Here is a 22,254-nt window from a genome sequence, read left to right on the forward strand (position 1 = left end):
AGGTGACGATGCGGATCGGAGAACTCGCGGGGAAGGCGAAGACGAGGGCGTCCACGCTGCGGTATTACGAGGAGCGCGGGCTGCTCCAACCTCCGGAGCGTACCCCGGCCGGGTACCGCAACTACGGCGACGAGGCGGTGCAGCGGCTCGAGTTCATCGACCGGGCCCGCGCAGCAGGGGTCACCCTCGCGCAAACCGCCGAGATCCTCGAAGTACGTGACGCGGGCGGGTCGCCGTGCGGTCATGTTCGAGACCTCCTCGACCGGCGACTGGTCGAGATCGACGAGCAGCTTGAGCATCTCCGCCTGCTCCGTACCAGCGTCGCCGAGCTCCGCGCGAACGCAGCACAGACGTCGCCGGAGGCCTGCACACCCGAGTCGATCTGCCGGTACCTCTGACCAATCGGCTGAAGGGTCTTGCTGCCCGGAGGGAACCGTTGTCTTGTCCGCGTAAGGTTGTCGCGCTCGTGGTAGTTCGTCAGGAACTCGTAGAACGTGTACGACTGCGCGGTCTCGGGCTTGAAGTTCCAGAGCAGGAAGGAGCCGACAGGGTATCCGTGCTTCAGACAAATTCACGATGGATAGCTGGCATCAGATACTCGCGCTTGTGGATGGCGGTGAGCATCTCCTCGATGCTGCGCCGGGTCTGGAAGGACATGCGGCTCTCTCGATACGGGCTGACGGGTGGTCAGACTACGGTCTCGTCGTTGACGGCGACGACGGTGTCGTAGAGGCCGTAGCGACGCAGGCCCTTGTGGGACTCGATGCCGGTGTAGGACAAGGAGGAGTCCTCGTAGCGGCGGAAGGCGAAGACGGCCTGGTTCATATGGGTGGCGTTAAAGACGCCGAGATTCACGAGGAGGTGGAAGTCCTCGACGGTCAGTCCGGTGACGGTGCGGAACAGGCCGGGTTCGAGCTTGGTGATGACGTCGGTAAGAGTGTTCTCACGGAAGTCGGTCAGGTACATGAATGCAGGGATGCGGGTGGCGAACTTGACCAGCTTCTCCTGAATCTGCTTCCGCTTGGACTTGTACTCCTTCTCCTCCGCCGTCAGCTCCTTCTTCTCCGCCGGAGTGATGTCCTCGCCCTTCTCCTTCTTCACCTTCTTCACGGCGTCACTCTTGTTCACGACGGTCTCGAAGATGTCGTTGCCGAGTGCACGGAAACCCTCGATGTTCATGACGGCGTTGAGGGCGTCGGGGCTGTTCATGATCTTGCGCAGGGTTTCGTTGTCGACGTTGACGAGGATCGCGGACTCCCACTTGCGGGCCAGGAGGGTCGCGGAGGTGCCCGACATGGCGATATCGAGGATGCCGCCGGCATCGACCTGGGTCATGTTCGACCCGTCGTAGGCCAACACGGGCAGGAACTTCACGAGTTCCTCTACGGCTTGCTCGGGGTTCGGCGTCTCCGGTGAGAGGCCCGCGCCGTAGTCGGCGATCTGACGCAGCGCGCGGGTCGGCGCGAAGTCGAACACGAAGCACACCGGCTTGAGGACGGCTTCGGCGCTTGGGTTGTCGCCGTCGGGGTTCTTGATCGACCACGGTGACTGCACACGGAAGGCTGCCTGGAAGTAGGTCTCGGGTGAGTTGAGGTTGCGCAACATCAGGATCGAGGACCACTGCTTGACGGTGACGCCCGTGGTGAGCTTGCCGCACGACAGGGTGATCGTCTTCGTGTCGTGGCCGTCGCCGATCGCCGCCCGCACTGGCGGGAGAGCATCCAGCCCGATGCCCGCGCCGGGACCCGCGACGACGAGGACCTTGTAGTCGTGCCAGAACACGTTCTGCTTCTCCGCGAGCAGGTTCGACATTGCCTCGCAGGCAGCAACGTTGGGCAGGAACCAGAACGAGTGCTGAAGGTACGGCAGGAGTCGGACATCGGAGTACGGGAATGGCGGGCGGGTGCCCATTCGCATCGCGTCGACCTGGGTGGGCAGGTGAGCGCCGCGGACGAGATCGAGCCACTTCTGCACGTCGGTCTTGCGGGTGAACTCGGCGTCCTTGCCGGCGCCCTTTGCCTCGAAGAACTCGTTGAGGTCGAACTCGTCGAACTCTCCCTGATTCGCAACGGCAATCAACTCGTCAGGCATCTGGTACGTGAACAGACGCATCTCCGGGAGTGCCCCGTACGGGTTCCAGGCGTCCGGTTGCGCGACGGCGTACTCGGCCTTGGCGCGCTGCTCATCGGTGTAGGTCCAGTTGAAGATTTGCTCCTCGATAAACTCACCGGTTGCCAGCGCCTTGAATGGCGTGCCCGACAGGTACAGGTAGGCGCGGGTGGTGATCGGCAGGAAGTCGTCCTCGTCGTTGCCGAGTTCGTCAAGCTCCTCGTCGAAAGCCACGAGGCCGTCGTTGTACTCCGCGGCCAGTTCCTTCTGCTTGACTTTCTCGTCCTCGCCCTCGAACAGCTCCTTGGCGGACTCTCGCCACGCACCGAAGTGGTATTCATCGAAGATGACGAGGTCCCAGTTGGTGGTGTGGACCCACTCGTTCTTCGCCTTGATGAGGCCGGTCTTCCGATCTCGCCCGAGTAGGTCCTGGAACGAACCGAAGTAGACCAGTGGCCGAGTCTTGTCCGCCTCATCTGGGTTGCCCCCGGCGGCCGAGGAGAGGTACTGCCAGCCGTCGAAGTCGGCGTGAGACTCCAGGTCGGTCTGCCAGGCGTCCTCCACTGCGGGCTTGAAGGTGACCACGAGGATGCGTTTGGCGCCGAGCCGCTTCGCGAGTTGGTAGGAGGCGAAGGTCTTCCCGAAGCGCATCTTGGCGTTCCACAGGAACCGTGGCACCGCGTGAGAGTCCTCGGCCCAGATGGACTCGTAGTAGCCCTCGGCCTTGTCCACGGCGCTGGCTTGCTCCGGGCGCATCGGAAACTTCTCATGATGGGTTCCACTGAGCTTCACGCCTGTGCGAAGCTCAGTGATCGCCGTGCGCACATCGTCTGGGGTGCACCGCATCCACTCTCGCGCTGAGCCGAAGATCGGGTTCTCGAAGCCCTTGTCGATCAGCCGTTGGCGCACATCTGAGTCGCGAAACACCGTCCCGTCGCCTCGTTCGGCGAGCTCATCAACGTGCAGCGTGTATGCCTGTTGCATCTGCCCCTGAGACTCGCGGATGCGCGCGTTCACATCCGCCTTCGTCGTCTGTCCCACCTTGAGAAGGCCCGCGTAGCCGACTGGTGGATCGTTCGGCGACCACGCATAGATACGCAGTCGTGCCTCGGGCTTCTCCGGGAGAAGCTGATCGATGTCTCTACTCATCGCCGTCCTCATCGGAACCAGGCACGTCGTTGCTCGGACGCTCGGCGATCAACGACTCTATGAATGAAACCTGCTCACTATCGATGTCGTAGCGCTCATAGAGGTCACGATCAGTCCAGACTCGATCCATCGAGAGCCTTGGGACAAACAGGTAGGAGTCGCGAGTGATGTTCTGGGTGATCTTGCGAAGCGAGACGAGGAATCGAACGAAGCGCGTCCGCATGTAGATGGCCAGATTCCGAGCCTCTGTTTCGGAGTCCACAACCCCGATCACGAGGTAGGTCTCGGTACACGCGGTACCTGGGCCGGCCACGACCGGTTCGCCCAGAATCGTAACGTCATCGCGGCCACTCGTTCCGTGGGCCTTGACCAATAAGACCTTCCACTTGTCGACCCATTCGACGTTGCTCGTAATCGCAGATCGCTCCATGTACGACTCAGTCTGGTTTCCATACACCAGGACTGGATCATTCAACCCGACCGGAGTCGCCTTGCCCCTTTGGTTCGTCAGCCCAAATGGCTTCCTGGCAGACACCACATCGCCGAGGAGAGGCTCCGACTCTCCGTCAACTCTGTGCGCCCTCACCTTGTCCAGAATCCGCACGCCCTCGTTGCGACGCACGAGCACGTCATAGGCGTCAAGCATCCGAAGTGCGGGTACGCCGATAGCCTCGTCTCCGATCTTGGTGGTGACCTCGCACGGTCCCTCATGGTCTCGACTCCACAACCAGTACGACACGCCGCCTCGAATCTTCACGCCAGGAAAGACGTCGTACAGCTGCGGATAGTCGATGAGTTTCGCAAAGCGGTGGTCGGCGAGCATCCGATCCCGGAAATCGTCCAGACCCTTCCCGCCCGAGAACCATCGCGACGGGGTGATCATCACGGCATAGCGAGGGTCGAGCGCGAGTGCCTTCTCGACGAAGAGATTGTAGATGGGCGTGGCCGACGCGCCGCCACCACCGCCTCCATCCCCCAACTGATAGGGCGGGTTGCCGATGATGACGTCGAACTGCATGTTGTCTCCGAACAGCTCGGCGATCCGAGCTCTGATGTCGTCGGTATGGATGAATGCGTAGGCGTGAGTTTCCAAGTCGTCACCGCGTGCGTAGCTGCCTTCGCTAGCACCGCAGTAGGTGCACTTGCGGTTGGTATAGACGGCGATCTCTTCGCGCGTAAGCGGATCAACCCGAAACTCGCGTTTGCCACCGCCCCAGGCGTGGTCCGTGCGATCGAACCAGATGTTGCCGTCCTCGGTCGTGAACGACCTGGCGATCGAGTGCGGGCCGTTGGCGAACTTCGAGCAATAGACACTCCGGCGAGCCAGCAGTGCAGTGAGCTGTGTGATCCCGATGCCGAAAACCTGACGGGTGAGGATGTGATCGACGCGCTGGGCGAGGTCAGGGAACGTCAGGATCAGTCCGTCGGTGAGGCGGCGAGTGATCTCGCGAAGGAAGACCCCCGACTTGGTGAAAGGATCGAGGAACGTGACATCGGGGTTGGTCCAGATGTCGGCGCCGTCGTTGGCGTCTGCCCACGCGGCGGCAAGCGTGTCGAGCATCTGGTTCGCGAACTCCGGCGGGGTGAAGACCTCATCGTTGGAGAGGTTCGCGATGCACGTCAACACATCCGGGTTGTGCCCTCGGAGGGTGAAAGGTGCAAGGGTCACGCGGCGGCCTCGGCGATCTGACTGACGGTCATCGTCGGGTAAGTCTGCGCGGGGACGAACAGGTCCTCGTCATCGAGCTCGCCGAATAGGGTTCCCTCGTACGAGGCGCGCTGAGTGAGGTCGTCGTAGCGAAAGTCGCGCCTCTGGAACTTGCCTTTGCCGAGGTAGCCCCACTCAGGAAAGGTGATCGGCTGGCCGCTTGGCACGGTCATGGTCAAGGCATCGCCCTGGACGATGTTCACGGCGAGAACCGCGCGGGCCGCTCGCGCCCACTGGTCATCGTTGCCGATACCCAAGAATGTGTTGAACACCTCGGCGAGATTGTGGCGGCACTCTTCGGCGTTGTCTGCGAGAAGTTCGATACCGTAGGTGCACATGAGCGCGAACAATGCGTAGTGGCGCTTCTCGAACTCGCTCTTGCCGTGCCGAAGCTCGACCGTGGCGAGCTTGCGAGCCAGGACGGGGATGAGGAAGTTGCCCGAGCCGCAGGCGGGTTCGAGTACGCGGGAGTCGATCCGCTCAGACTCGTGCTTAACGAGGTCGAGCATGTCCTCGACCATCCACGCCGGCGTGAACACCTCGCCGTGGTCCGCAACGCGTTGCTTGGACTTCACCAAGCGCTGGGCGTCTTTCAGGTTCATCTTCCCCCCTCCCCGTGCTCGTCGTTGTCATGAGCGTAGGAGCGTCCACCGACACCGGGATGGGCTACGTGGAGCTCTTGGTCACTGGCCGCCGCACCCGCGCGCACCCAGTCGTCTATCTCGCTGGCTTGGAACTTCCAGAGGCGTCCGACCTTGTGGGCGGGCATGGCCTTCTCGGCGATCCAGGTGTAGACGGTGTCCTTGGTGACCCCGAGGTGGGCGGCGATGTCGTCTGCGGACAGCCACGGCTCAGCCACGTTGGTCCTCCCTCGCTCAATGGCCCAGGCAGGCCAACACCCACGATGATACCGGCTGAGGTACGGCTTGAGTTGGGTTTCTCCGGGCGTGGCCGAACGAGACGGGTTTCGAGAGTGGCCGCTGCGTTCTGCCGATCAGCGTGGGATGCGCACCTTGAGCCAGGCGGTCACCGTGTTCCGCCAGCGGTCCAGATCGCTGTTCCAGCAGAGGGTGTGGCCGGCATCGAAGGTCTCAAGCTCAACGAGGTCCGGGCGAGCGTCTCGGAGTGCTTGTGAGAGCCGGATCGGCACGGAGTCGTCTCGGGTGCCGTGGAGGATCAGGGTCGGCGTGTTGAGCTCTACGGCTCGGGATGTCCAGTCGAAGGTGGGAAGTGGGATGCGTCCTGGCAGGCCGACTGTGCGTGCCAGTGGGTCGAGGGTGAGCCACGGGATCGCGAGGTGCCCGGCTGCTGCAGGCCATCCGCTGCGGGCGCAGTTGGACTTGATGACTTCGGTCCAGTTGAGGACTGGGGAGTCGAGTACGAGCGCGGCGATCAGTCCCGGATGTCGCGGGTGGTCGGCGAGCTGGAGAGCGACAGCGGCACCCATCGACCAGCCGAAGATCACGACCTGTTCGGCTCCTCGTCGGACGGCGTACCCGATGGCCTCGTCAACGTCGCTCGTCTCTGCGTAGCCGAAGGTCGTCCGGCCGGTGCCAACTCGCGGCCCTTCTGCTGTGTTGCGGTAGCTGACGACGAGGGAGGTGTAGCCGAGTTCGGTTGCGGCGAGGACGCCGCGGAGGGTGCCGGCGCGGGTGCTGCCGAGGCCGTGGATGTGGATGGCCCAGGTCGCGAGGTCGCCGTCGATGCGCCAGGCCGGGCATGGTCCTGCGGGGGTCGTGATGGTGATGTCGCGTGTGTGGAGTCCGGCGTCGGCTGGGGTGGCGTAGTAGATGCCGCTCCAGGAGGCGCAATCGCCGGTCTTCGGAGTGAAACCCGATGTGGTGCCCGTGATCCTGCGAGCGACGCGGGTGGGTCCTCGATCGACGGTATCTGTGGCGAGCTGCGCCCAGCCGCCGTGCTCGAACCAGAGATTGTAGATGCCTGGCGCGGCGGCCTGGTCGGTGCGGTCGAGCACGATCAGGTCGCCGTCGTCGGTGTACTCGACGCCTCGAACGGTGAGGTCGAACATTCGTGGGCCGACGGGTGCGGTGAGCCGCCGCGCGATGGCCCACCCGACCCCGGCAACCGCTGCCGCCGCGGCCCCAGCGCCGAGAGCGATGCGGCCTATCACGACTCCCGCTCCTCGACGTAGGGAACGGGCGAGGTCGTCGCGAGGGCACTGTCGCTTCCGACGAGGTGGCTCTCGGCGCGTTCGAGCAGGTCGCGGTCGTCGGTGCTGATGTCGAAGGTGATGCGAGGGTCGATCATCGCGTCGCGGATTTCGACGATCACTCGGTGGAGGTGCCCTTCGGGGTCTTCGCTACTGGCGGCGAGGGGGTCGGCCTGGCTCAGCCCGGGCCGTGCGCGCGTCGCCTGGTGCCAAAGCGACTCCAGCTGCGCTGTGAGGGCGACGGTCTGCCTCTGCCGGGCGCGGTGCTGAGCGCGACGGACGGCAGGCTGGATCGCGAACCCGGCACAGAGGAACACGAAGGTCAGGACGGAGAGCGGATCGTAGGCGGACTGGATAGTGTGCATGAGGTCGAGGTGGCCCGTGGCGTGGGCAACGTCCATGACGATCACGGCGAGGCAGAGCGCGACGCCGAACGCCGACCCCAGGCTCAACAGTGCCGCGGGGAGGTGCTGGATGCCGGTGTTGTGCCGGTACTGCCTTATGGCGAGGACGAGCATCGCCACGACAATGACGAGGCAGTAGGTGAAGTTGATGATCGAGTAGACCGCCGCCGCTGGCTGTGCGCCGAGGTCGATCATAAATCGTGTGGTAGTGGTGCCGCGGTCGATGAGCAGGAACGATGCGGTGATCGCGAGCAGCGCGACGAGCAGGACGGGGATGCTGACGGCGGCTCGGACGAGCCTGGGCCGGTACTCGCCGGTCTTCATGACGCCGCGGCCGAGGAAGAACAGCCCGGTCATCAGGAGCGCGTCCGCGATCAGGGTGGCGAGGTTGGTGCCACCGAGCAGTCGATCGACGGCGCTGTAGGCGGCATCCACGTTGAGCGTCATCGCGATGGCGATGGTGAGGGCGGCGTAGGTGATGCTTCGGTCGGTGCGTTTGCGTCGGAAGATGAGCAGGCTCGCCACGAGCGCCCACATGAGCGTTGCGACGAGCGTCTGGATCATCCGAATATCTCCGAGTATCTGGACTCTGCGAACACCGACCCTCGGATGCCGGCGGCGAGCCGGTCGGCGAGGGACTCGGCGGCGATCTCGGTTTCGCTGTCGAGGTCTTGCCGCCTGAGCAGGCGACCTCTGGTGTACGGCGGGATGTTGGGCAGCAGTACCTCCCCGACTGCACAGCCGTCGCCTTCGCCGTGGCCAAGGATCATGTGGGCGAGCTCGTGGAGCACGAACTGCTGGCGATGCAGCGCGGAGTCGCTGCGGGCGTGAAGCACGACGTCTTCGGCATCGGTGGAGAGCCAGAGCGCGCAGAGGCCGTCGTGGGTGTCGAGGTCTGCGAGTTCGACGACGCGGAGCCTACGGTGCCGCCGGTCTTGGACGGTGTGGAGGAGATCGTCAAGGGCGAAGGTATTGCCGAGCTCAAGGCCCGCGACGGCCGCCGATACGGTCTGTTCGATCTTCACGGTTCGCCCCTTCTCTGTAGGGAGCAGGGACCGGTGGCGGCTCCATCGTGCGGTACCGGTCAGTGCTCGGGCATGTGTGTCATTTCCTCGTCCAGGAACTTGGTGATGGCGTGGAGTGCTTTCGGCGAGATATCGCCGAGGGTGCGGGCAGCGTAGGACTTCACCTTCGCGGCACGCATGGACCGAACCAGGTCGAGCTGCGCAGAGACCTTCTCGGGAGTGGCAGCACCGTCCTCGCCGAGCAGGAACGCGGCGTCCACGTCGAAGAACTCCGCGAGCCCTTCGAAGACGGCGGGGTCTTGGACGTAGCGGTGGCCGTTGACCATGTACGTCCAGCGCGACCGCGACAGGTTGGTGCCTCGTTCTTGGAGGTAGCCGGCGATCTGCGAGTAGGTCGGCTCCGTGCCGGACTCGGCGACGGCGACATCCATCAGGAGCCGCAGACGTTTGGCGAGGTCTTCGGCCGCAGCCTGGCTCTCGTCTTCGGTCATGACGGTGACCCCCTTCCCTTCGCAACGGGCAAGGCATCGATGTAGTCCACCCAGAAGGTGGTTGTGCATGCTCAACCGTACTCGTTGAGCATGCACAAATCAAGGCTTGCGCATGCTCAACGGTCAGTGTTAGAACAGGACTCCGGGGCATTTTGAGCATGCTCAATGTTGCGTCCCGGTCTCGGCTCGGGCTGCCTCAAGGAGGTGAACGATGTCCAGCTCACGGTCTGGGCGCGGGTGTTCGCGCCTACCTGCCAGGTGTACCGCCGCGCGCAGCCGCGTCGCGGCCCGCCGAAGAGGAGGCCGGAGCATGGCATCGAACGAGGACGCCCGCGCGGCGCGAGAGGCGAAGCTCGACGAGCTGCACGAGAAGCTGACCGGCGCGGTCGAGTCGCTGGTCTCGGGTGACGACTGGCGCCAGGCGCTCGCCTTCGCGGCGCGGTTCCGGTCGCGGTCGTTCAACAACACGATGCTGATCTGGGTGCAGCACGAAGCCGCGTTCGAGGCAGGCCGCGTGCCCGAACCCTTCCCCACCCTGGTTGCCGGGTACCGGCAGTGGCAGGGGCTCGGTCGGCAGGTGATGAAGGGCCAGCCGGGCTACATGATCTTCGCGCCCGTGACGGGCCGGTTCGCCACCGCGACCCCTGCCGATGCGGGCTCGTGGCGGCGGCTCGGGCCGAGGGAGACGCCGAAGGCCGGCGAGGTGGTGCGCTCGCGGATGGTCGGAGCCCGGCCGGCCTACGTGTGGGATGCCTCCCAGACCGACGGAGAACCATTGCCAGTTCCGCCCGCTCCGACGCTGCTGGAAGGCGAAGCACCCTCGGGGCTGTGGGACGGGCTGGCCGGGCAGATTCGCGGCGCGGGGTTCGAGGTGCTGCGGGTGCCACACGAGGGGATGATCTCCGGCGCGAACGGCATGACCGACTATGAGGAGCGCACGGTAGCGGTGCGGGAGAACATGGACCCTGCTGCGCAGGTCAAGACGCTCGCGCACGAGCTGGCGCACGTGCTGATGCACGATCCCGACGACGAGGAAGCACGTCAGCATCGCGGCATCCGCGAGGTCGAAGCCGAGTCCGTCGCGCTGATGATCGGTGCCGCGCACGGCATGGACACCACCGGGTACACGATCCCGTACGTCTCGACCTGGGCCGCCCGCGTGGACGGCCAAGAGCCCGTCCAGGTGGTGCAGTCCACCGGCGAGCGGGTGCGGAAGACCGCGCTGGCGATCCTCGACCAGCTCGACACGCTCCAGGTCGGCGACGGCACCCCGCCCGGACTCGAACGCGACGCTCCCAGTCCGCGCACCTCCCGTACGGCTGCGAACTCGGTGGAGACCGATCGTCCGCGTGCTGCGTCGGCGCCAGCGCTGGCAGGGCGGAGGCTGTGATGCCCGAAGCATTCGATGTCCTGGCGGCGCTCATTCGCGTGGATCGTTCACCGAGCCTGGGGCTCGCGGCGCGGAGCCTCGCGGCGGCTGGCGTGCCCGTGTTTCCGTGCGTCGTCGAGGGGAAGCGTCCGCTGACCCGCCGTGGGTTCCTCGATGCGAGCAGCGACCCGGAACAGGTTGCCGCGTGGTGGTCGCGCACACCGAACGCGAACATCGGCATCCCGACCGGCGCTCCATCCGGCGTTGTCGTCGTCGATGTCGATGTCCACGGCCCCCACGACGGCCGCGCGGCGTTCCAGCGCGCCACCGACGCGGGGCTCGTCGATGGCGCGGGTCTGCTCGTGCGCACACCCACCGGAGGCGCGCACGTGTACTTCCCGGCGACCCCGGGCCGCGAGCAGCGGTCGTGGCAGGCAGCCACCGCGGGCGTCGACTTCCGGGGCGACGGCGGCTACATCATCGCTCCGCCTTCCCGGCGAATCATCGACGGCAACGTCCGCCGCTACGAGGTCGCCGACATCGCCGCTCACTCGGTCGGCACCGTGGATGCGGCCCGGCTGCGGGACTTCATCGATCCGCGCCCCGTCGCTCCACCACGCGCGAGCAGCGGCTCGATGGATCTGGATTCTGAGCGGTTGGCGGCCTGGGTCGCTGGACGGGGTGAGGGCGAGCGGAACCGGGGTCTGTTCTGGGCCGCCTGCCGCCTCGCCGAGAACGGCGTCTCGCTCTCCGACGCGCTCGATGCCTTGGGTGCTGCGGCGCAGTCGGCGGGTCTGGGCGATCGCGAGATCACCACGACCGTGCGCTCGGCCTACCGAGCCACCCAGCCCGCGCACGAGGCCACGTCAGGCGGCCAGACCCGGAGCGCGGGGCGGTGGTTCGGTCGCGCGGCGAGCCCACCGTCCGCAGCCTTCGGGAGGGCAGCGCTGTGAGGCGAGAATCGGACGGGCGGCGCTGGGCAGCGATGACAGCGGCCGCGGGGACGGTGTTCATCGCCGCCGGAGCGTTCTGGCTATCGTTCACGTCGTTGGCCGATCTGGCCGCTCGCTCCGGGATCGGGGCTGGGCAGGCGTGGGCGTGGCCGCTGATCGTGGACGGCATCATCGTCGTCGCCACGGTCGCCGTCGTCGCCCTCGCCGGGCAACGCTCGGCCTGGTACCCGTGGGCGCTGCTGGTCGGCGGCGCACTCGTCTCGGTCACGGCAAATGCCATTCACGCCGTCGTCGCCGCAGACGCCGACGTGCCAAGGATGCTCGCGGCCTCGGTCGCCGCAGTGCCGCCCGTCGTTCTGCTGGCCATCACGCACCTGACCGTGATCCTCACCCGCACCACCGACGTCGAATCTGCCGCCGCCGCAAGCGGGGCCGTCACCGTCGAGTCCATGCCAGAGCTGCCCGCTGGCGAGCCGGAGACCACCGGTCGCGATGACGGTGTGGCGGATCGGCGCGCGATGGGGTGGGAGCTGCGAGAGGCGGGCTGGTCGAACAAGCGGATCGCCCGCGAGCTCGGGGTGCATCCCTCGACCGTGGGCCGCTGGTTCGCCGTCGCGCACCTCACTGACACCACCGACACCGCCGCCGAGCGGGAGGAGACCACCCCATGAACACCACCGACAACCCACAGCACATCGATCCCGCGAGGCCCGATCCGGCACGGCTGCTGTCCGAGGAGACGCGGGAGCGCCCCGAGCCCGTCGAGGTGACGAGTACGCCGGAAGCGGTGCGGGCCGCGCAGGTCGCCCGCGACGACAAGCAGCACGCGATCGTTCGCGGGCGGGGCGTGGAGTGGGTGCGCCCCACCGACCTGATCGCCCGGCACTCGGCGCACGCGGCCGGTCGTGGCCTCGACTTTCAGGCCGAGCTAGCACGCCGCACGCGCACCCCGATTGGGGCAGGCTTTCGTCGTCTCGGGGATCGTGCCCGGCGGTTGCCGCCGATCTCGGCGTTCGGACGCAGCACCGCACCGGCGTCGCAGATGTCCCGCCCTGGGGTCTCGATGAGTTGACGGTGGTGACAGGTCATGGCTGCGAAGGCATCGGCATGCGAGACGCGCTCGTGGGAGCGAGTGCGCACCTGCCTGCCAGGAGGTGCCGACACCATGACCACACCAACCCGCACCAGCACGAACACCGCTCCGATGGCCGACGGGGCTGAGGACTTCACCACCGGCGAGGGCCTACGCGCCCTGCTCAACCGCCTCGCCGAGGGCGGCGAGGATGCCTGGGTTCACGACCCGGTAGCCCGCGACCTGATGGAGTTCGCCGCCGACAAGTACCGCGCTCTCGCGAGGAAACACAAGCTCGACACCTGGGAAGCAGTGACGGCGGCGTTCGACGCGATGCAGAACCGCTCGACCCGCGAGGCCAACGACCCGTGGGCGATCATCACCCACGCCGTGCGGATCACCTGCGTCTACGAGGAACGCGCCCAAGGCCTGCTCTGCTCCGTGCACCAGGCCCGCCGCGCGCACGTCTCGGCGTTCCACGACCCCGAACGATTCTCCGAACGCGACACCGCACTGGCCGACTACCACCCCGCGTTCCACACCACCGACCTGCGTCCCAGTGACCTCGAACCGGAGCCGCGCGACAGTCTCGGGTCGGCGCAGGCGTGCATGTCCGCCGGGTCGGCGGCCGAGGACGCAATCGCGATGCTGTGCCTGCTCGACTGGCCGACCGACACCGCACGGGCCGCGGTCGAGCACATCTGTGGAGCGTTGATGAAGGCCGGCACCCGCCAGTCCGCCTACGAGACGCTTCGCCGCGACCGGCACGCGCGGGCACTGCTCGACCTCCCGCGCCGCTCCTGGGCCGCCCTGCTGAGAGCGCTACTCGGGAACCCGCACCCGGCCTACGTGGCTACCAGCAGCGGTCGCGGCGTCCTGCTCCGGCTTCTGTTGGGCGAGACGCTCGACCTGCTGCTCCGCGACGACGATCTGATCCTCGCGCTCGCTCTGGCCGCGCCGAGTAGTGGAGGCGGTGAGTCGTCGTGACCGAGCCACTGATCGGCAGCATTCAGCTCGACCGCACCGTCGATTCGATCCTCGTCGGCACCCGGCACCGCGCCGACCTCGGCGACATCGACGCACTCGCCGCGTCCATCGGACGCGACGGCCTGCTGCAACCGCTCACGATCACCATCGACGGCGTGCTCGTGTGCGGAGCACGACGCCTGGCCGCGATCAAGAAGCTCGGCTGGCGAACCGTTAACGTCTGGGTTCGCAGCGGCCTATCCGACCGGCTCGGGCAGCTCCTCGCCGAGCAGGACGACAACATGCTCCACAAGCCCTACACCCAGCTCGAAGCCGCCGGCCTCTACCGCGAACTCAAGCAGGTCATGGCCGAAGACGCCGCCCGACGGAAGTCCGCCACGCAGTTCAGCAGCGAGAACCAGCCCGGAAACGACGGTGCGGGAAAATTTCCCGCACCGTCAGACACCCCGCGCGGGCGAGCCGACGAGCAAGCCGCAGCGATGATTCCCGGTGGCGCGTCGTACAAGACACTCGACAAGATCGGCTACCTCGAAGACATCGCCAACAACCCCACTCAGCCCGAGACGTTGCGTGCGGAGGCCGCTGCAGGGCTGGAGCGGATCGAGGCCGGCGATCCGGTGCACCCGATCTATCAAGCGATCCGCGATGCCGACACCACCGCACGGGAGCGGCGCGAGGCCGAGATGCACGCCCGCGCCGAAGCCGCCGTGGCCCACGCGAAGTCGATCAAGAAGGGCAAGCGCACCCCACCCAAGCCGTTGCCGCTCGTCAGCGGTGACGGGCAACCCGTCCGCTACCCCCTGCGCGCGTTCGTCCAGACCTGGGGCGAACTGACGAACTGGTGGACCCACTATGACGCCGACACACTCGCGCGTGAGCTGACCGACGAGCAGTTCGAGAACTTCCTCGCCACCACCGACGGCACCCTCCGATTCGCCGACGCACTCCGAGCCGCCCGCGAAGGCATGACGGAGCGGCCACGCCTCCGCGCACTCTGACGACAACACCCGGTGCATGGTGCGCACCTGCTCGGCATGAGCCCTGCACCCACCGATCCCCGCCACCGCCGCCGACTCGTCGCCCTCATCGCTGTCGGCATCGTCCTGCTACTCCTCGCCAGCGTCGGCGTCTACGGACTCCTCACCGGCCCCCGAAGCAAGACCAGCCCCGATCCCGACCCGGAGCCCGGCCCAGTCACCACAGCACCGCCGACCGTGGCACCGAGCACGCCCACGCCGCCGCGGGTTCCAGCAGTTCCACGTTCGGCCGATCCTGCGACTTTCGCTCAGGGCGTCGCGTCCACGCTGTTTGCGTGGGACACGGCGTCGGGGCTGTGGCCGCTGGACTACACCTCGGCGATCCTCGCAGTCGGTGACCCCAGCGGGGACGAGCAAGCCGGGCTGGCCTCCGACGTGGCCGTCTACCTGCCGACCCGCGACGCCTGGATCGAGCTGCGGCAGTACGCCACCCGCCAGCACCTCACCATCGACAGCGCGTACGTCCCCGACGCCTGGGCCGACGCCGTCGCGCAGGCTCAGCCGGGGCAGCTCGCGGCAGGAACGACGGCCGTCACGATCGAGGGCACCCGCCGCCGAGCCGGGGTCTGGAACGGCCAGCCGGTCACCAGTGAGCATCCGGTCGCGTTCACCGTGTTCGTCGTCTGCGCCCCGACCTATCCGACCTGCCACCTGCTGCGGCTGTCGCAGCTCGACAACCCGCTGCGATGAAGGGGTTGACGTCGTGTTCCGCAAAGCCGCCATCGCAGCCCTGGCGCTGCTGTTCTTCGCACCTGCCGCAGCCCTCCTCGGGATCGGGGTGCTGATGAACCCCGCTGCCGCCTACTGCGCCATCCCCGCCGGGACCGTGAATCTTGGCCCGATCCCGGACGCGCTCACCGTGACCACCGCGAACGGCGAGACCTTCACCCTGAATCGTCAGCAGCTCACGCACGCGGCCACGATCATCACGGTCGGCAACGGCATCACCGACGTGGGCCGGCCAGGAATCAAGATCGCGCTGATGGCCGCGCTCACCGAGTCCACGCTGCGGATGCTCACCAACACCGGCACCTACCCCGAGTCGGCCAACTACCCGAACGACGGCAACGGCGGCGACCACGACTCCCTCGGCCTGTTCCAGATGCGCCCGCAATCCGGGTGGGGCACGGTCGCCGAGTTGATGGACCCGCAGTATCAGGCGCGCGCGTTCTTCGGCGGGCCGACCGGACCGAACTACCCCTCACCGCGCGGCCTGCTCGACATCCCCGGCTGGCAACAGATGGACCCCGGCGAAGCCGCCCAAGCCGTCGAGGTGTCCGCCTACCCTGACCGATACCGCAACTACGCGGCCATCGCTGACAGCATCCTGGCCGCCCTCACCAACGTCGGCAGTGCCGCTGGTGGCGTGGGTGGCCCGGCGGTCTCGTCGTCGCGGGTGGTGTTCCCGCTGCCCGAGGGCACCTGGGTGCTGACCTCGCCGTTCGGGATGCGCGTGCACCCGATCACGGGCGAACGGAAGATGCACACCGGCACCGACTTCGCCGCCCCCGACGGCACCCCGATCCTCGCCGCCGCAGACGGCACCGTCACCGTCGCGGAGTTCTCCGGCGGATACGGCGGCCTCATCGTCATCGAGCACACCATCGAAGGCCACACCGTCGCGACCGCCTACGCGCACATGTGGCAGAGCGGCATCCACGTCCGCGCCGGCGACCGCGTGAGCGCGGGCCAGCACATCGGCGATGTCGGCTCCTCGGGCATGTCCACCGGCGCACATCTGCACTTCGAGGTCCGGCCCGGCGGCACCAACGGCGAGGCCATCGACGCCGCAGCCTGGCTCAACGAGCACGGGGCCGCGAACCTGCCGACGGCGACCAGCGGATCACCCACCGCCTGCAACAACGCCACTGCGGGCACGCCGACCGGTGTCGATGGAGACCCCGACCGGCTCGTCGACGATCCCACCAGCTCGGGCAAGATCACCGCCCGCATGCTCCACCTCTACCAGCAGACCCTCGCCGCGTTCCCCGACACCGGCTGGGGCTGCTACTCGCCCCGCCCCGGCACGAAGTCCGAGCATCCCCTCGGCAGGGCGTGCGACATCACCTTCGGCAACCGCATCGGCCAGCGCCCCACCCCGGCCCAGCTCGACGCCGGCTGGAAGGTCACCAACTGGATGAAGGACAACGCCGACGTGCTCGGCGTCGAGTACCTGACCTGGCAAGGCCAAATCTGGTCCGTCGCCCGTGACGCCGAGGGCTGGCGACCCTACAACGGCGGAGGGATGCACGACCCCGCCTCCATCACCGGAGGCCACTACGACCACCTCCATGTCACCGTCAAGGTGGGGTGATCGACGATGGGTGTCTTCCCCGACTTCGACGGGCTCGGCGGCATCGGCGACCTCCGCGCCGTCGTCGGCGCGCTCCTGACATTCGTCCTGATCGTCGCAGTCCTCATGCTCATCGTCTCCGCGATCGTCTGGGCCATCGCGACAGCCCACGGCAACTACGCCACAGCTAGCAAGGGCCGCATCGGTGTCCTCGTCTCCGTCGGCGCGGCAGTCCTCGCCGGAGGTGGCGTGGCCTGGATGAACTGGCTACTCACAGTCGGTTCAAGTTTGTAGCTGCGGCGTCGCGGTCATCGGTCCGATTCCTCCGCGTCGGCGCTCGCTGTCTCGCACTGGTCGAGCAGGCGCGCGAGGTAACTGTATGCCGCGAGGCGCTCCATCGCTTCCTGCTCGGACAGTTCGGTGCGCGTGTGCGTCGTCACGTTGCGGACCGTGAGGTTCAGACCAGTGGCCAGCGCGTTGAGGGCCTTAGCGAGCGGTTCAAGACCACCGCGCATGCTCTTCACCGTCTTGTCATCCGACCTTCCCGGCCAGGTGAGCTTCGGCTTGCCCGGTTCAGGAGCGCCCGGCGATAACGTCTGCTGCCAGAAGACCGTGTCATCGACATCGTTCCGGCCGAGACGTTCCTTCCAGTGGACCGTGAGGCCTTCGGCCGCTTCACGAACTGCAACTCGGTACTGATGCGTCGTCCAATGGGCGGAAGCACCAGCCCAGACCACGGGGTGAAACTGTGCGGGAGCGAAGGTCGGAATGTCAGAGTCCGTACGTGACTCGGCGTCGACGATCATCGCGTCGAGCCTGCCCTTGACGTTGGCGGTCGTAGTCCGAATATCCCGAGGCGCGATGGGGGCCTTGGGCGCAGACATAAATGACCAGTTGGAGATCGGGTCGATCGCTCCGAGTCCAGCGATCCCAATGTAGGCGCCGGTCACTGACACAGCGCTCGCCGCCAGGCCAGCAGCCTCCGCGACACCGAGTTCGAGCCGTTGAACCTCGCTCTGATCCTGGCCTTCCTTTGTCCACACAGTGGGAAAGAGTCCGCGCGCCGACATGTGATCCGACTCAACCTGAGTGCTCATCCAGGCGTCGAACGCTTCCTCGAACTTCTCAACAGCGGCACGCAATCGCTGGAGGTAATCCACCCCGTACTGACTCATGTTCCTTGCACCTCTCGTCCGGCGGTCCCGTGCGGGCGAGCGACGCACAGATACTCCAAGGCTACGGGCGGCCACCGCGGGGACGGGACGGCGACGAGCGCGCACCTGTCGCGTGTACCCCGTCTGCGAGTTCGTGGGCGGGCCGCCCGTCGCCAAGGAGACCTACCGTGTTCGATCTGCTCACTACCGTCATGTCCGCGCCGTTGCTGGTGCCGATGGACATCAACATCGACCCCAATACCAATGGCCTGCCGGGCATCAACCAGCTGCGCACCATCGTCGGCGCGGTGATGACCATCGGCCTGATCCTCAGCGTGCTCGCGCTGATCGTGTCCGCGATCGTGTGGGGCTTCGGCGCGAACTCCTCCAACCCGCACCTCGCCTCGCGCGGGAAGATCGGCGTCCTCGTTTCCTGCGGCGCGGCGGTGATCTGCGGCGCGAGCGTGACGCTCATCAACTTCTTCTGGAACGTCGGCCAGTCCGTCTGACCCCGCCTGTCGTCGAGAGCTGGTGTCCGTGATGGGCGTGTGCGACGTTCCCGTGATCTCCTCGGTCTGCGATGCCGTCGGCGAAGGAGCCGCCTCTCTGGTCGCGGCCCCATTCGACTGGCTCGCCCAAGCGATGGGTGCCGCCGCCGGGTGGCTGTTCGAGGCCGTCTGGTCGGTCTTCGACACCACGACCCTCGTGGATGTCACCAAGCCCGGCTACATCGCCGTCTACAACCTGCTGTTCGGCATCGCGGTCTTCGTGATGCTGATCTTCTTCTGCCTCCAACTCATCACCGGCCTGATCCGACGCGACCCCACCGCCCTCACCCGCGCCGCACTCGGGCTGGCGAAGTCCGTCCTCGGGTCGTTCGTCGTCATCACGCTGACCGCGCTGCTGCTGGAAGTCGTCGACCAGATGTGCATCGGGATCGTGCAGGCCGCCGGCGAAACCACCGAGTCGATGGGCGACAAGATCGCACTCCTCGCCGCAGGACTGGTCGGGATCAACATCGCCGCACCCGGCGTCGGTGCCATCATCACGATCTTCATGGCCGGCCTCGCGATCACCGCCGCCGCGATCGTGTGGCTCTCCCTCCTCGTCAGGAAAGCACTCCTGCTGGTTGCGGTCGCGTTCGCGCCGCTCGCCTTCTCTGGTGCCTCGTGGGACGCCTCGCGAGGCTGGATCGGGAAGTGGGCGATGTTCGTCGTCGCGCTGATCTGCTCCAAGCTCGTGCTCGTCGTGATGTTCCTCGTCGCGATCACCCAGGTCTCCGCACCGATCGACGCCGACCTCGCCTCGGTAAGTGATCCCATCGCGGGGATCGTGCTGATGGCGATGGCCGCGTTCGCCCCGTATCTCACCTACAAGTTCATCGCGTTCGTCGGGTTCGACATGTACCACGCGATCGGTTCCGAGCAGGACGCCAAGAGCGCCCTCAACCGCCCGATCCCCGTCCCGACCAAGCCGCAGGGCGGCGGCGACCCGAAGAAGGTGCTCGACGGAACCGGCGGCGGGAGCGCGGGCGGAGGCTCCGGCGGAGGAAGCAGCGCACCGCCACCGCCGAAGACCCCGGCACCGGCACCCGCCGCGAGCGGCGGAGGCGCGGCTGGTGGAGGTGCCGCAGCGAGCGGCGGCGCAGCCGCAGCCGGTCCCGTAGCCGCAGGGGTGGTAGTCGGGGCGAGCATCGCAAAGGGTGCCGCGACCGCCGGGCCGAAGGCCGGAACCGCGCTGGGAGCCCAGGGTGAGCACGCCGCCGACGCAGCCGCGCAGACACCGCCACCGCCCGCAGCCGCACCTGCGGCACCTCCGTCGAGCCCGGCACCACGACCGCCGAGCACCGACCCGTCACCGCCACCGAAGCAGCCCCCGCCGCCCGCGCCACGCCCACCGAAGGAGTAGACGATGAGCAGCACGAACCACGACCGTCCCACCGCGGGCGAACTCGTGCCGGTGAAGTTCTCCCGCCTCACCCGCCGCGGCATCCTCCTCGGCCTGTCGCTGACCCAGCTCATCACGCTCGCCATCGGCGGAGCCACACTCATCGGCGCGTTCTACGCCGGCGGCGGCATGCTGCTCGCCTACACCGCCCCCATCTGGGTACTCGCCGCCGCGCTGACCTGGATACCCATCGCAGGCCGGCCGATCGTGGAGTGGCTGCCCATCGCCTGCTGGTGGCTGTGGCGCACCACCGGCGGACAACTGCTGTACCGACGCAGGATCGTCATCCCACGCCCCGTCGGAACCCTCGCACTGCCCGGCGACATGGCGCGACTGCGCGAGTACACCGACCCCGAGACCGGAGTCGGGATGATCCACGACCCCCACGCCGCCACGTTGACGGTGGTGTGCGAGGTCACGCATCCCGCGTTCGTGCTCCTCGATCCCGGCGAGCAGGAACGCCGCGTCAGCTCCTGGGGCCGGGTGCTGGCCACCGTCTGCCGCTCCGGGCGGATCGCGACTCTTCAGGTCTTGGAGCGGACTCTGCCGGACTCCGGCACCGGACTCGCGGAATGGTGGGCCACCCACGGCACCCCGGACGGATCATGGGCGGCCGACACCTACGCAGAACTCATCGACCGCGCCGGACCCGCCGGCGAACGCCACGCCACCACACTCTCGCTGTCACTGGACATGAAGACGAGCGCTCGGCAGATCAGGACTGCGGGAGGCGGGATACGCGGTGCTGCCGCCGTGCTGCGCCAAGAGATGAACACCCTCGTCGCCGCGCTCCGCTCTGCCGACCTCTCGCCGTCGGGATGGCTGACACCAGGGCACATCGCGGTGATGCTGCGCTCCGCCTACGACCCGGCCATCGCTGCCACGCTGGAACGGCACGGGAGGCTCGGCCAGTCGCTTGCGACCGCGGGGCCGGTTGCGGTCACTGAGACCTGGGGCAGACTACGCACCGACTCCGCTCACCACGCTGTGCTCTGGGTCAGCGAGTGGCCGCGATCGCTGGTGTATCCGGGGTTCCTGTCACCGGTGTTGCTGTCCACCGGCATCCAGCGATCGTTCTCACTGATCTGCACCCCTATGCGGTCCGACGCTGCTGCTCGTGACATCCGCAAGAAGAAGGTCGAGCACATCTCCGACCAGGCCCAGCGCGCGAAGATCGGCCAGATCGAGGACGCCTCACAGACCGCCGAGTACCACGACGTGCTCCAGCAAGAAGCCGACCTCACCGCAGGCCACGGCATCCTCCGCTACACCGGCCTCATCGCCGTCTCCGCACCCACCATCGAAGAGCTCGATGCCGCCGTCGCCGCCATCGAGCAAGCCGCGATCCAAGCCTCCTGCGAAACCCGGCTCCTCGTCGGCCAGCAAGCCGCCGCCTTCACCGCCGCCGCGCTCCCGCTCTGCCGGCGGGTCTGAGTTCAGCCTTCAGGGCTGACGAGGATCGTGGCTGATGGATCGACATCGGGTGCCCAAGCAAGGGTCGGCAGGTCAGCGCTTTCCAGTCCCGCGAGTTCGAGCGCAGCCTGTCCCGACAGATGCGAAGAGTTGATGGACTGCCCGTTTGCGACTGCCGCGTAGAACTGTGCGGCGTAGTTGATCGCATCGGCGTCTTCGATGCTGTCGGCCATCCCGATCGCGAACGGCACGACTTGAGCCACCAGGTCGTCGATCTGGGCTGCGGAGCGACACGAGTTCAGCAGCACGAGGAGCGGAGGATCGTCGGTTGCGCTGATCGCCCGAGCGAAGGCTCGCGCCGTCACGATCACTCCCTCGTGGGGTTCGTCTGCTTCATCCTCAAAGACGATCAGGTCGTCGTTGCTGTGGCCCGAGAAGTGGACCACGTGAGGGCGGAACTTCGTGATGCCGTCCAGCAAGTCAGCCGTGGTTGCTGCTGGCCGCACATCGAGTTCGATCTGGTCACGATGCAAAGCCGACTCGACCGCTGCCCGGATGCGCTTCTGCTCCCTTCCAACGCGGAGGTCACCTTCGGCCGAAGCACCCAGCATGAGCACTCTGAGCTTCTCCGGCTTGGGCGCTGGGAGCTGACGCAGCGCATGGCTGACGGCTACCTCGGCACCGCTGATCCGCGACTCAAGCTGGGCACGTTCAGCCGCCGCCCGCCGGTCGGCACGCTGCTGCTCGCTCTTTCGGCGTCTCTCGGCGGCATCGGCCTCCGACTGTTCGGCGCGGGAGAGCTTGGTCTGTAGCGCGGCCTCGTCCTTCGCGTAGCCGGCTGCCCGTGTCTGCCAGCGGCTGGCCTCCTTGCCCACAGTCTCCGCTTCCTTCTCTCGGCGCTCGGCGTCCCGCAACTTGCTGCTGCGGGTGGAACTGCTCGTCGTCTTTGCGGCAGCCTGCCGCGCCTTGGCGG

Annotated in this window: 23 protein-coding genes; 13 read left to right on the plus strand and 10 right to left on the minus strand. The window is 67.0% G+C overall.

What is annotated here, in order from left to right:
* Positions 1–8: 8 nt before the first annotated feature.
* Positions 9–398, plus strand: a complete 390-nt coding sequence (locus tag C2868_RS06635) for a heavy metal-responsive transcriptional regulator (RefSeq protein WP_100811336.1) — start codon at positions 9–11, stop codon at positions 396–398.
* A 289-nt stretch (positions 399–687) separates the two neighbouring features.
* On the opposite strand, the gene C2868_RS06645 is transcribed toward C2868_RS06635, so the two are convergent.
* From C2868_RS06645 to C2868_RS06680, 8 genes are all read right to left on the minus strand, one after another.
* On the minus strand, positions 688–3,258 hold the full coding sequence (locus tag C2868_RS06645; protein WP_100810819.1) for a DEAD/DEAH box helicase family protein: 2,571 nt from the start codon (positions 3,256–3,258) through the stop codon (positions 688–690).
* Complete coding sequence (locus C2868_RS06650; protein WP_258034415.1) at positions 3,251–4,927, minus strand: Eco57I restriction-modification methylase domain-containing protein; 1,677 nt, start codon at positions 4,925–4,927, stop codon at positions 3,251–3,253. The genes C2868_RS06645 and C2868_RS06650 overlap by 8 nt, the downstream gene beginning before the upstream one ends.
* A complete protein-coding gene (locus C2868_RS06655) occupies positions 4,924–5,568 on the minus strand; it encodes an N-6 DNA methylase (RefSeq protein WP_013601291.1) in 645 nt (214 codons plus the stop codon). The genes C2868_RS06650 and C2868_RS06655 overlap by 4 nt, the downstream gene beginning before the upstream one ends.
* A complete protein-coding gene (locus tag C2868_RS06660) occupies positions 5,565–5,825 on the minus strand; it encodes a helix-turn-helix domain-containing protein (protein WP_013601292.1) in 261 nt (86 codons plus the stop codon). The genes C2868_RS06655 and C2868_RS06660 overlap by 4 nt, the downstream gene beginning before the upstream one ends.
* 135 nt (positions 5,826–5,960) lie before the next feature.
* A complete protein-coding gene (locus C2868_RS06665) occupies positions 5,961–7,097 on the minus strand; it encodes an alpha/beta hydrolase (protein ID WP_013601293.1) in 1,137 nt (378 codons plus the stop codon).
* Entirely contained in the window at positions 7,094–8,104 is a 1,011-nt protein-coding gene (locus tag C2868_RS06670; protein ID WP_026926277.1) for an MAB_1171c family putative transporter, read from the minus strand. Before C2868_RS06670 ends, C2868_RS06665 begins: the two co-directional genes overlap by 4 nt.
* Positions 8,101–8,565 (minus strand): hypothetical protein, encoded by a 465-nt coding sequence (locus C2868_RS06675; protein ID WP_013601295.1) that lies wholly within the window; start codon positions 8,563–8,565, stop codon positions 8,101–8,103. The genes C2868_RS06670 and C2868_RS06675 overlap by 4 nt, the downstream gene beginning before the upstream one ends.
* A 59-nt stretch (positions 8,566–8,624) precedes the next feature.
* Positions 8,625–9,056, minus strand: coding sequence for a hypothetical protein (locus C2868_RS06680; RefSeq protein ID WP_013601296.1), 432 nt, complete (start codon positions 9,054–9,056; stop codon positions 8,625–8,627).
* A gap of 310 nt (positions 9,057–9,366) precedes the next feature.
* On the opposite strand from C2868_RS06680, the gene C2868_RS06685 reads away from it, so the two are divergent.
* The 9 genes from C2868_RS06685 (at position 9,367) to C2868_RS06725 (ending at position 17,061) form a co-directional block, all read left to right on the plus strand.
* Positions 9,367–10,446 carry an ImmA/IrrE family metallo-endopeptidase gene (locus C2868_RS06685; RefSeq protein WP_026926276.1) on the plus strand — a complete coding sequence of 360 codons (1,080 nt, stop codon included), beginning with the start codon at positions 9,367–9,369 and terminating at the stop codon, positions 10,444–10,446.
* Positions 10,446–11,378, plus strand: a complete 933-nt coding sequence (locus C2868_RS06690) for a bifunctional DNA primase/polymerase (protein ID WP_100810818.1) — start codon at positions 10,446–10,448, stop codon at positions 11,376–11,378. The genes C2868_RS06685 and C2868_RS06690 overlap by 1 nt, the downstream gene beginning before the upstream one ends.
* Positions 11,379–11,410: 32 nt before the next feature.
* Positions 11,411–12,049, plus strand: a complete 639-nt coding sequence (locus C2868_RS06695; RefSeq protein WP_064862086.1) for a DUF2637 domain-containing protein — start codon at positions 11,411–11,413, stop codon at positions 12,047–12,049.
* Positions 12,046–12,450 carry a hypothetical protein gene (locus tag C2868_RS06700; RefSeq protein WP_064862085.1) on the plus strand — a complete coding sequence of 135 codons (405 nt, stop codon included), beginning with the start codon at positions 12,046–12,048 and terminating at the stop codon, positions 12,448–12,450. Before C2868_RS06695 ends, C2868_RS06700 begins: the two co-directional genes overlap by 4 nt.
* Positions 12,451–12,543: 93 nt before the next feature.
* Positions 12,544–13,437: a hypothetical protein gene (locus C2868_RS06705; RefSeq protein ID WP_100810817.1), complete on the plus strand. Its 894-nt coding sequence runs from the start codon at positions 12,544–12,546 to the stop codon at positions 13,435–13,437.
* A complete protein-coding gene (locus C2868_RS06710; RefSeq protein WP_100810816.1) occupies positions 13,434–14,435 on the plus strand; it encodes a ParB N-terminal domain-containing protein in 1,002 nt (333 codons plus the stop codon). The genes C2868_RS06705 and C2868_RS06710 overlap by 4 nt, the downstream gene beginning before the upstream one ends.
* 36 nt (positions 14,436–14,471) lie before the next feature.
* Positions 14,472–15,164, plus strand: a complete 693-nt coding sequence (locus C2868_RS06715) for a hypothetical protein (RefSeq protein WP_100811334.1) — start codon at positions 14,472–14,474, stop codon at positions 15,162–15,164.
* A 13-nt stretch (positions 15,165–15,177) separates the two neighbouring features.
* Positions 15,178–16,788: a M23 family metallopeptidase gene (locus C2868_RS06720; protein WP_103663091.1), complete on the plus strand. Its 1,611-nt coding sequence runs from the start codon at positions 15,178–15,180 to the stop codon at positions 16,786–16,788.
* 6 nt (positions 16,789–16,794) lie between these two features.
* Positions 16,795–17,061, plus strand: a complete 267-nt coding sequence (locus C2868_RS06725) for a DUF6112 family protein (RefSeq protein ID WP_026926270.1) — start codon at positions 16,795–16,797, stop codon at positions 17,059–17,061.
* 14 nt (positions 17,062–17,075) lie between these two features.
* Here C2868_RS06725 and C2868_RS06730 read toward each other — a convergent pair whose 3' ends face one another.
* Entirely contained in the window at positions 17,076–17,942 is an 867-nt protein-coding gene (locus C2868_RS06730) for a TIGR02391 family protein (RefSeq protein WP_100810815.1), read from the minus strand.
* A gap of 191 nt (positions 17,943–18,133) precedes the next feature.
* On the opposite strand from C2868_RS06730, the gene C2868_RS06735 reads away from it, so the two are divergent.
* Genes C2868_RS06735 through C2868_RS06745 form a run of 3 tightly spaced genes read left to right on the plus strand, consistent with a single transcriptional unit; the run spans position 18,134 to position 21,302 of the window.
* Positions 18,134–18,430, plus strand: coding sequence for a DUF6112 family protein (locus tag C2868_RS06735; RefSeq protein WP_227007205.1), 297 nt, complete (start codon positions 18,134–18,136; stop codon positions 18,428–18,430).
* Positions 18,431–18,461: 31 nt separating this feature from the next.
* Positions 18,462–19,829, plus strand: coding sequence for a conjugal transfer protein TrbL (locus C2868_RS06740; RefSeq protein ID WP_103663092.1), 1,368 nt, complete (start codon positions 18,462–18,464; stop codon positions 19,827–19,829).
* 3 nt (positions 19,830–19,832) lie between these two features.
* Positions 19,833–21,302, plus strand: a complete 1,470-nt coding sequence (locus tag C2868_RS06745) for a PrgI family protein (protein ID WP_100810813.1) — start codon at positions 19,833–19,835, stop codon at positions 21,300–21,302.
* Positions 21,303–21,304: 2 nt separating this feature from the next.
* Here the strand turns inward: C2868_RS06745 and C2868_RS06750 are convergent, their stop codons facing one another.
* Positions 21,305–22,156, minus strand: coding sequence for a CHAT domain-containing protein (locus C2868_RS06750; RefSeq protein ID WP_258034416.1), 852 nt, complete (start codon positions 22,154–22,156; stop codon positions 21,305–21,307).
* Positions 22,157–22,254 lie beyond the last annotated feature (98 nt).

The organism is Microbacterium sp. CJ77, from assembly GCF_002911615.1.
GTDB lineage: Bacteria > Actinomycetota > Actinomycetes > Actinomycetales > Microbacteriaceae > Microbacterium.

Excerpts from the sequence above, each read along its gene's own strand:
- C2868_RS06670 (WP_026926277.1), bottom strand. The coding sequence starts at position 8,104 with ATGATCCAGACGCTCGTCGCAACGCTCATGTGGGCGCTCGTGGCGAGC.
- C2868_RS06690 (WP_100810818.1), top strand. The coding sequence starts at position 10,446 with ATGCCCGAAGCATTCGATGTCCTGGCGGCGCTCATTCGCGTGGATCGT.
- C2868_RS06730 (WP_100810815.1), bottom strand. The coding sequence starts at position 17,942 with ATGAGTCAGTACGGGGTGGATTACCTCCAGCGATTGCGTGCCGCTGTT.
- C2868_RS06735 (WP_227007205.1), top strand. The coding sequence starts at position 18,134 with ATGTCCGCGCCGTTGCTGGTGCCGATGGACATCAACATCGACCCCAAT.
- C2868_RS06635 (WP_100811336.1), top strand. The coding sequence starts at position 9 with ATGCGGATCGGAGAACTCGCGGGGAAGGCGAAGACGAGGGCGTCCACG.
- C2868_RS06745 (WP_100810813.1), top strand. The coding sequence starts at position 19,833 with ATGAGCAGCACGAACCACGACCGTCCCACCGCGGGCGAACTCGTGCCG.
- C2868_RS06645 (WP_100810819.1), bottom strand. The coding sequence starts at position 3,258 with ATGAGTAGAGACATCGATCAGCTTCTCCCGGAGAAGCCCGAGGCACGA.
- C2868_RS06680 (WP_013601296.1), bottom strand. The coding sequence starts at position 9,056 with ATGACCGAAGACGAGAGCCAGGCTGCGGCCGAAGACCTCGCCAAACGT.
- C2868_RS06655 (WP_013601291.1), bottom strand. The coding sequence starts at position 5,568 with ATGAACCTGAAAGACGCCCAGCGCTTGGTGAAGTCCAAGCAACGCGTT.
- C2868_RS06695 (WP_064862086.1), top strand. The coding sequence starts at position 11,411 with ATGACAGCGGCCGCGGGGACGGTGTTCATCGCCGCCGGAGCGTTCTGG.
- C2868_RS06740 (WP_103663092.1), top strand. The coding sequence starts at position 18,462 with ATGGGCGTGTGCGACGTTCCCGTGATCTCCTCGGTCTGCGATGCCGTC.
- C2868_RS06700 (WP_064862085.1), top strand. The coding sequence starts at position 12,046 with ATGAACACCACCGACAACCCACAGCACATCGATCCCGCGAGGCCCGAT.
- C2868_RS06705 (WP_100810817.1), top strand. The coding sequence starts at position 12,544 with ATGACCACACCAACCCGCACCAGCACGAACACCGCTCCGATGGCCGAC.
- C2868_RS06715 (WP_100811334.1), top strand. The coding sequence starts at position 14,472 with ATGAGCCCTGCACCCACCGATCCCCGCCACCGCCGCCGACTCGTCGCC.
- C2868_RS06725 (WP_026926270.1), top strand. The coding sequence starts at position 16,795 with ATGGGTGTCTTCCCCGACTTCGACGGGCTCGGCGGCATCGGCGACCTC.
- C2868_RS06685 (WP_026926276.1), top strand. The coding sequence starts at position 9,367 with ATGGCATCGAACGAGGACGCCCGCGCGGCGCGAGAGGCGAAGCTCGAC.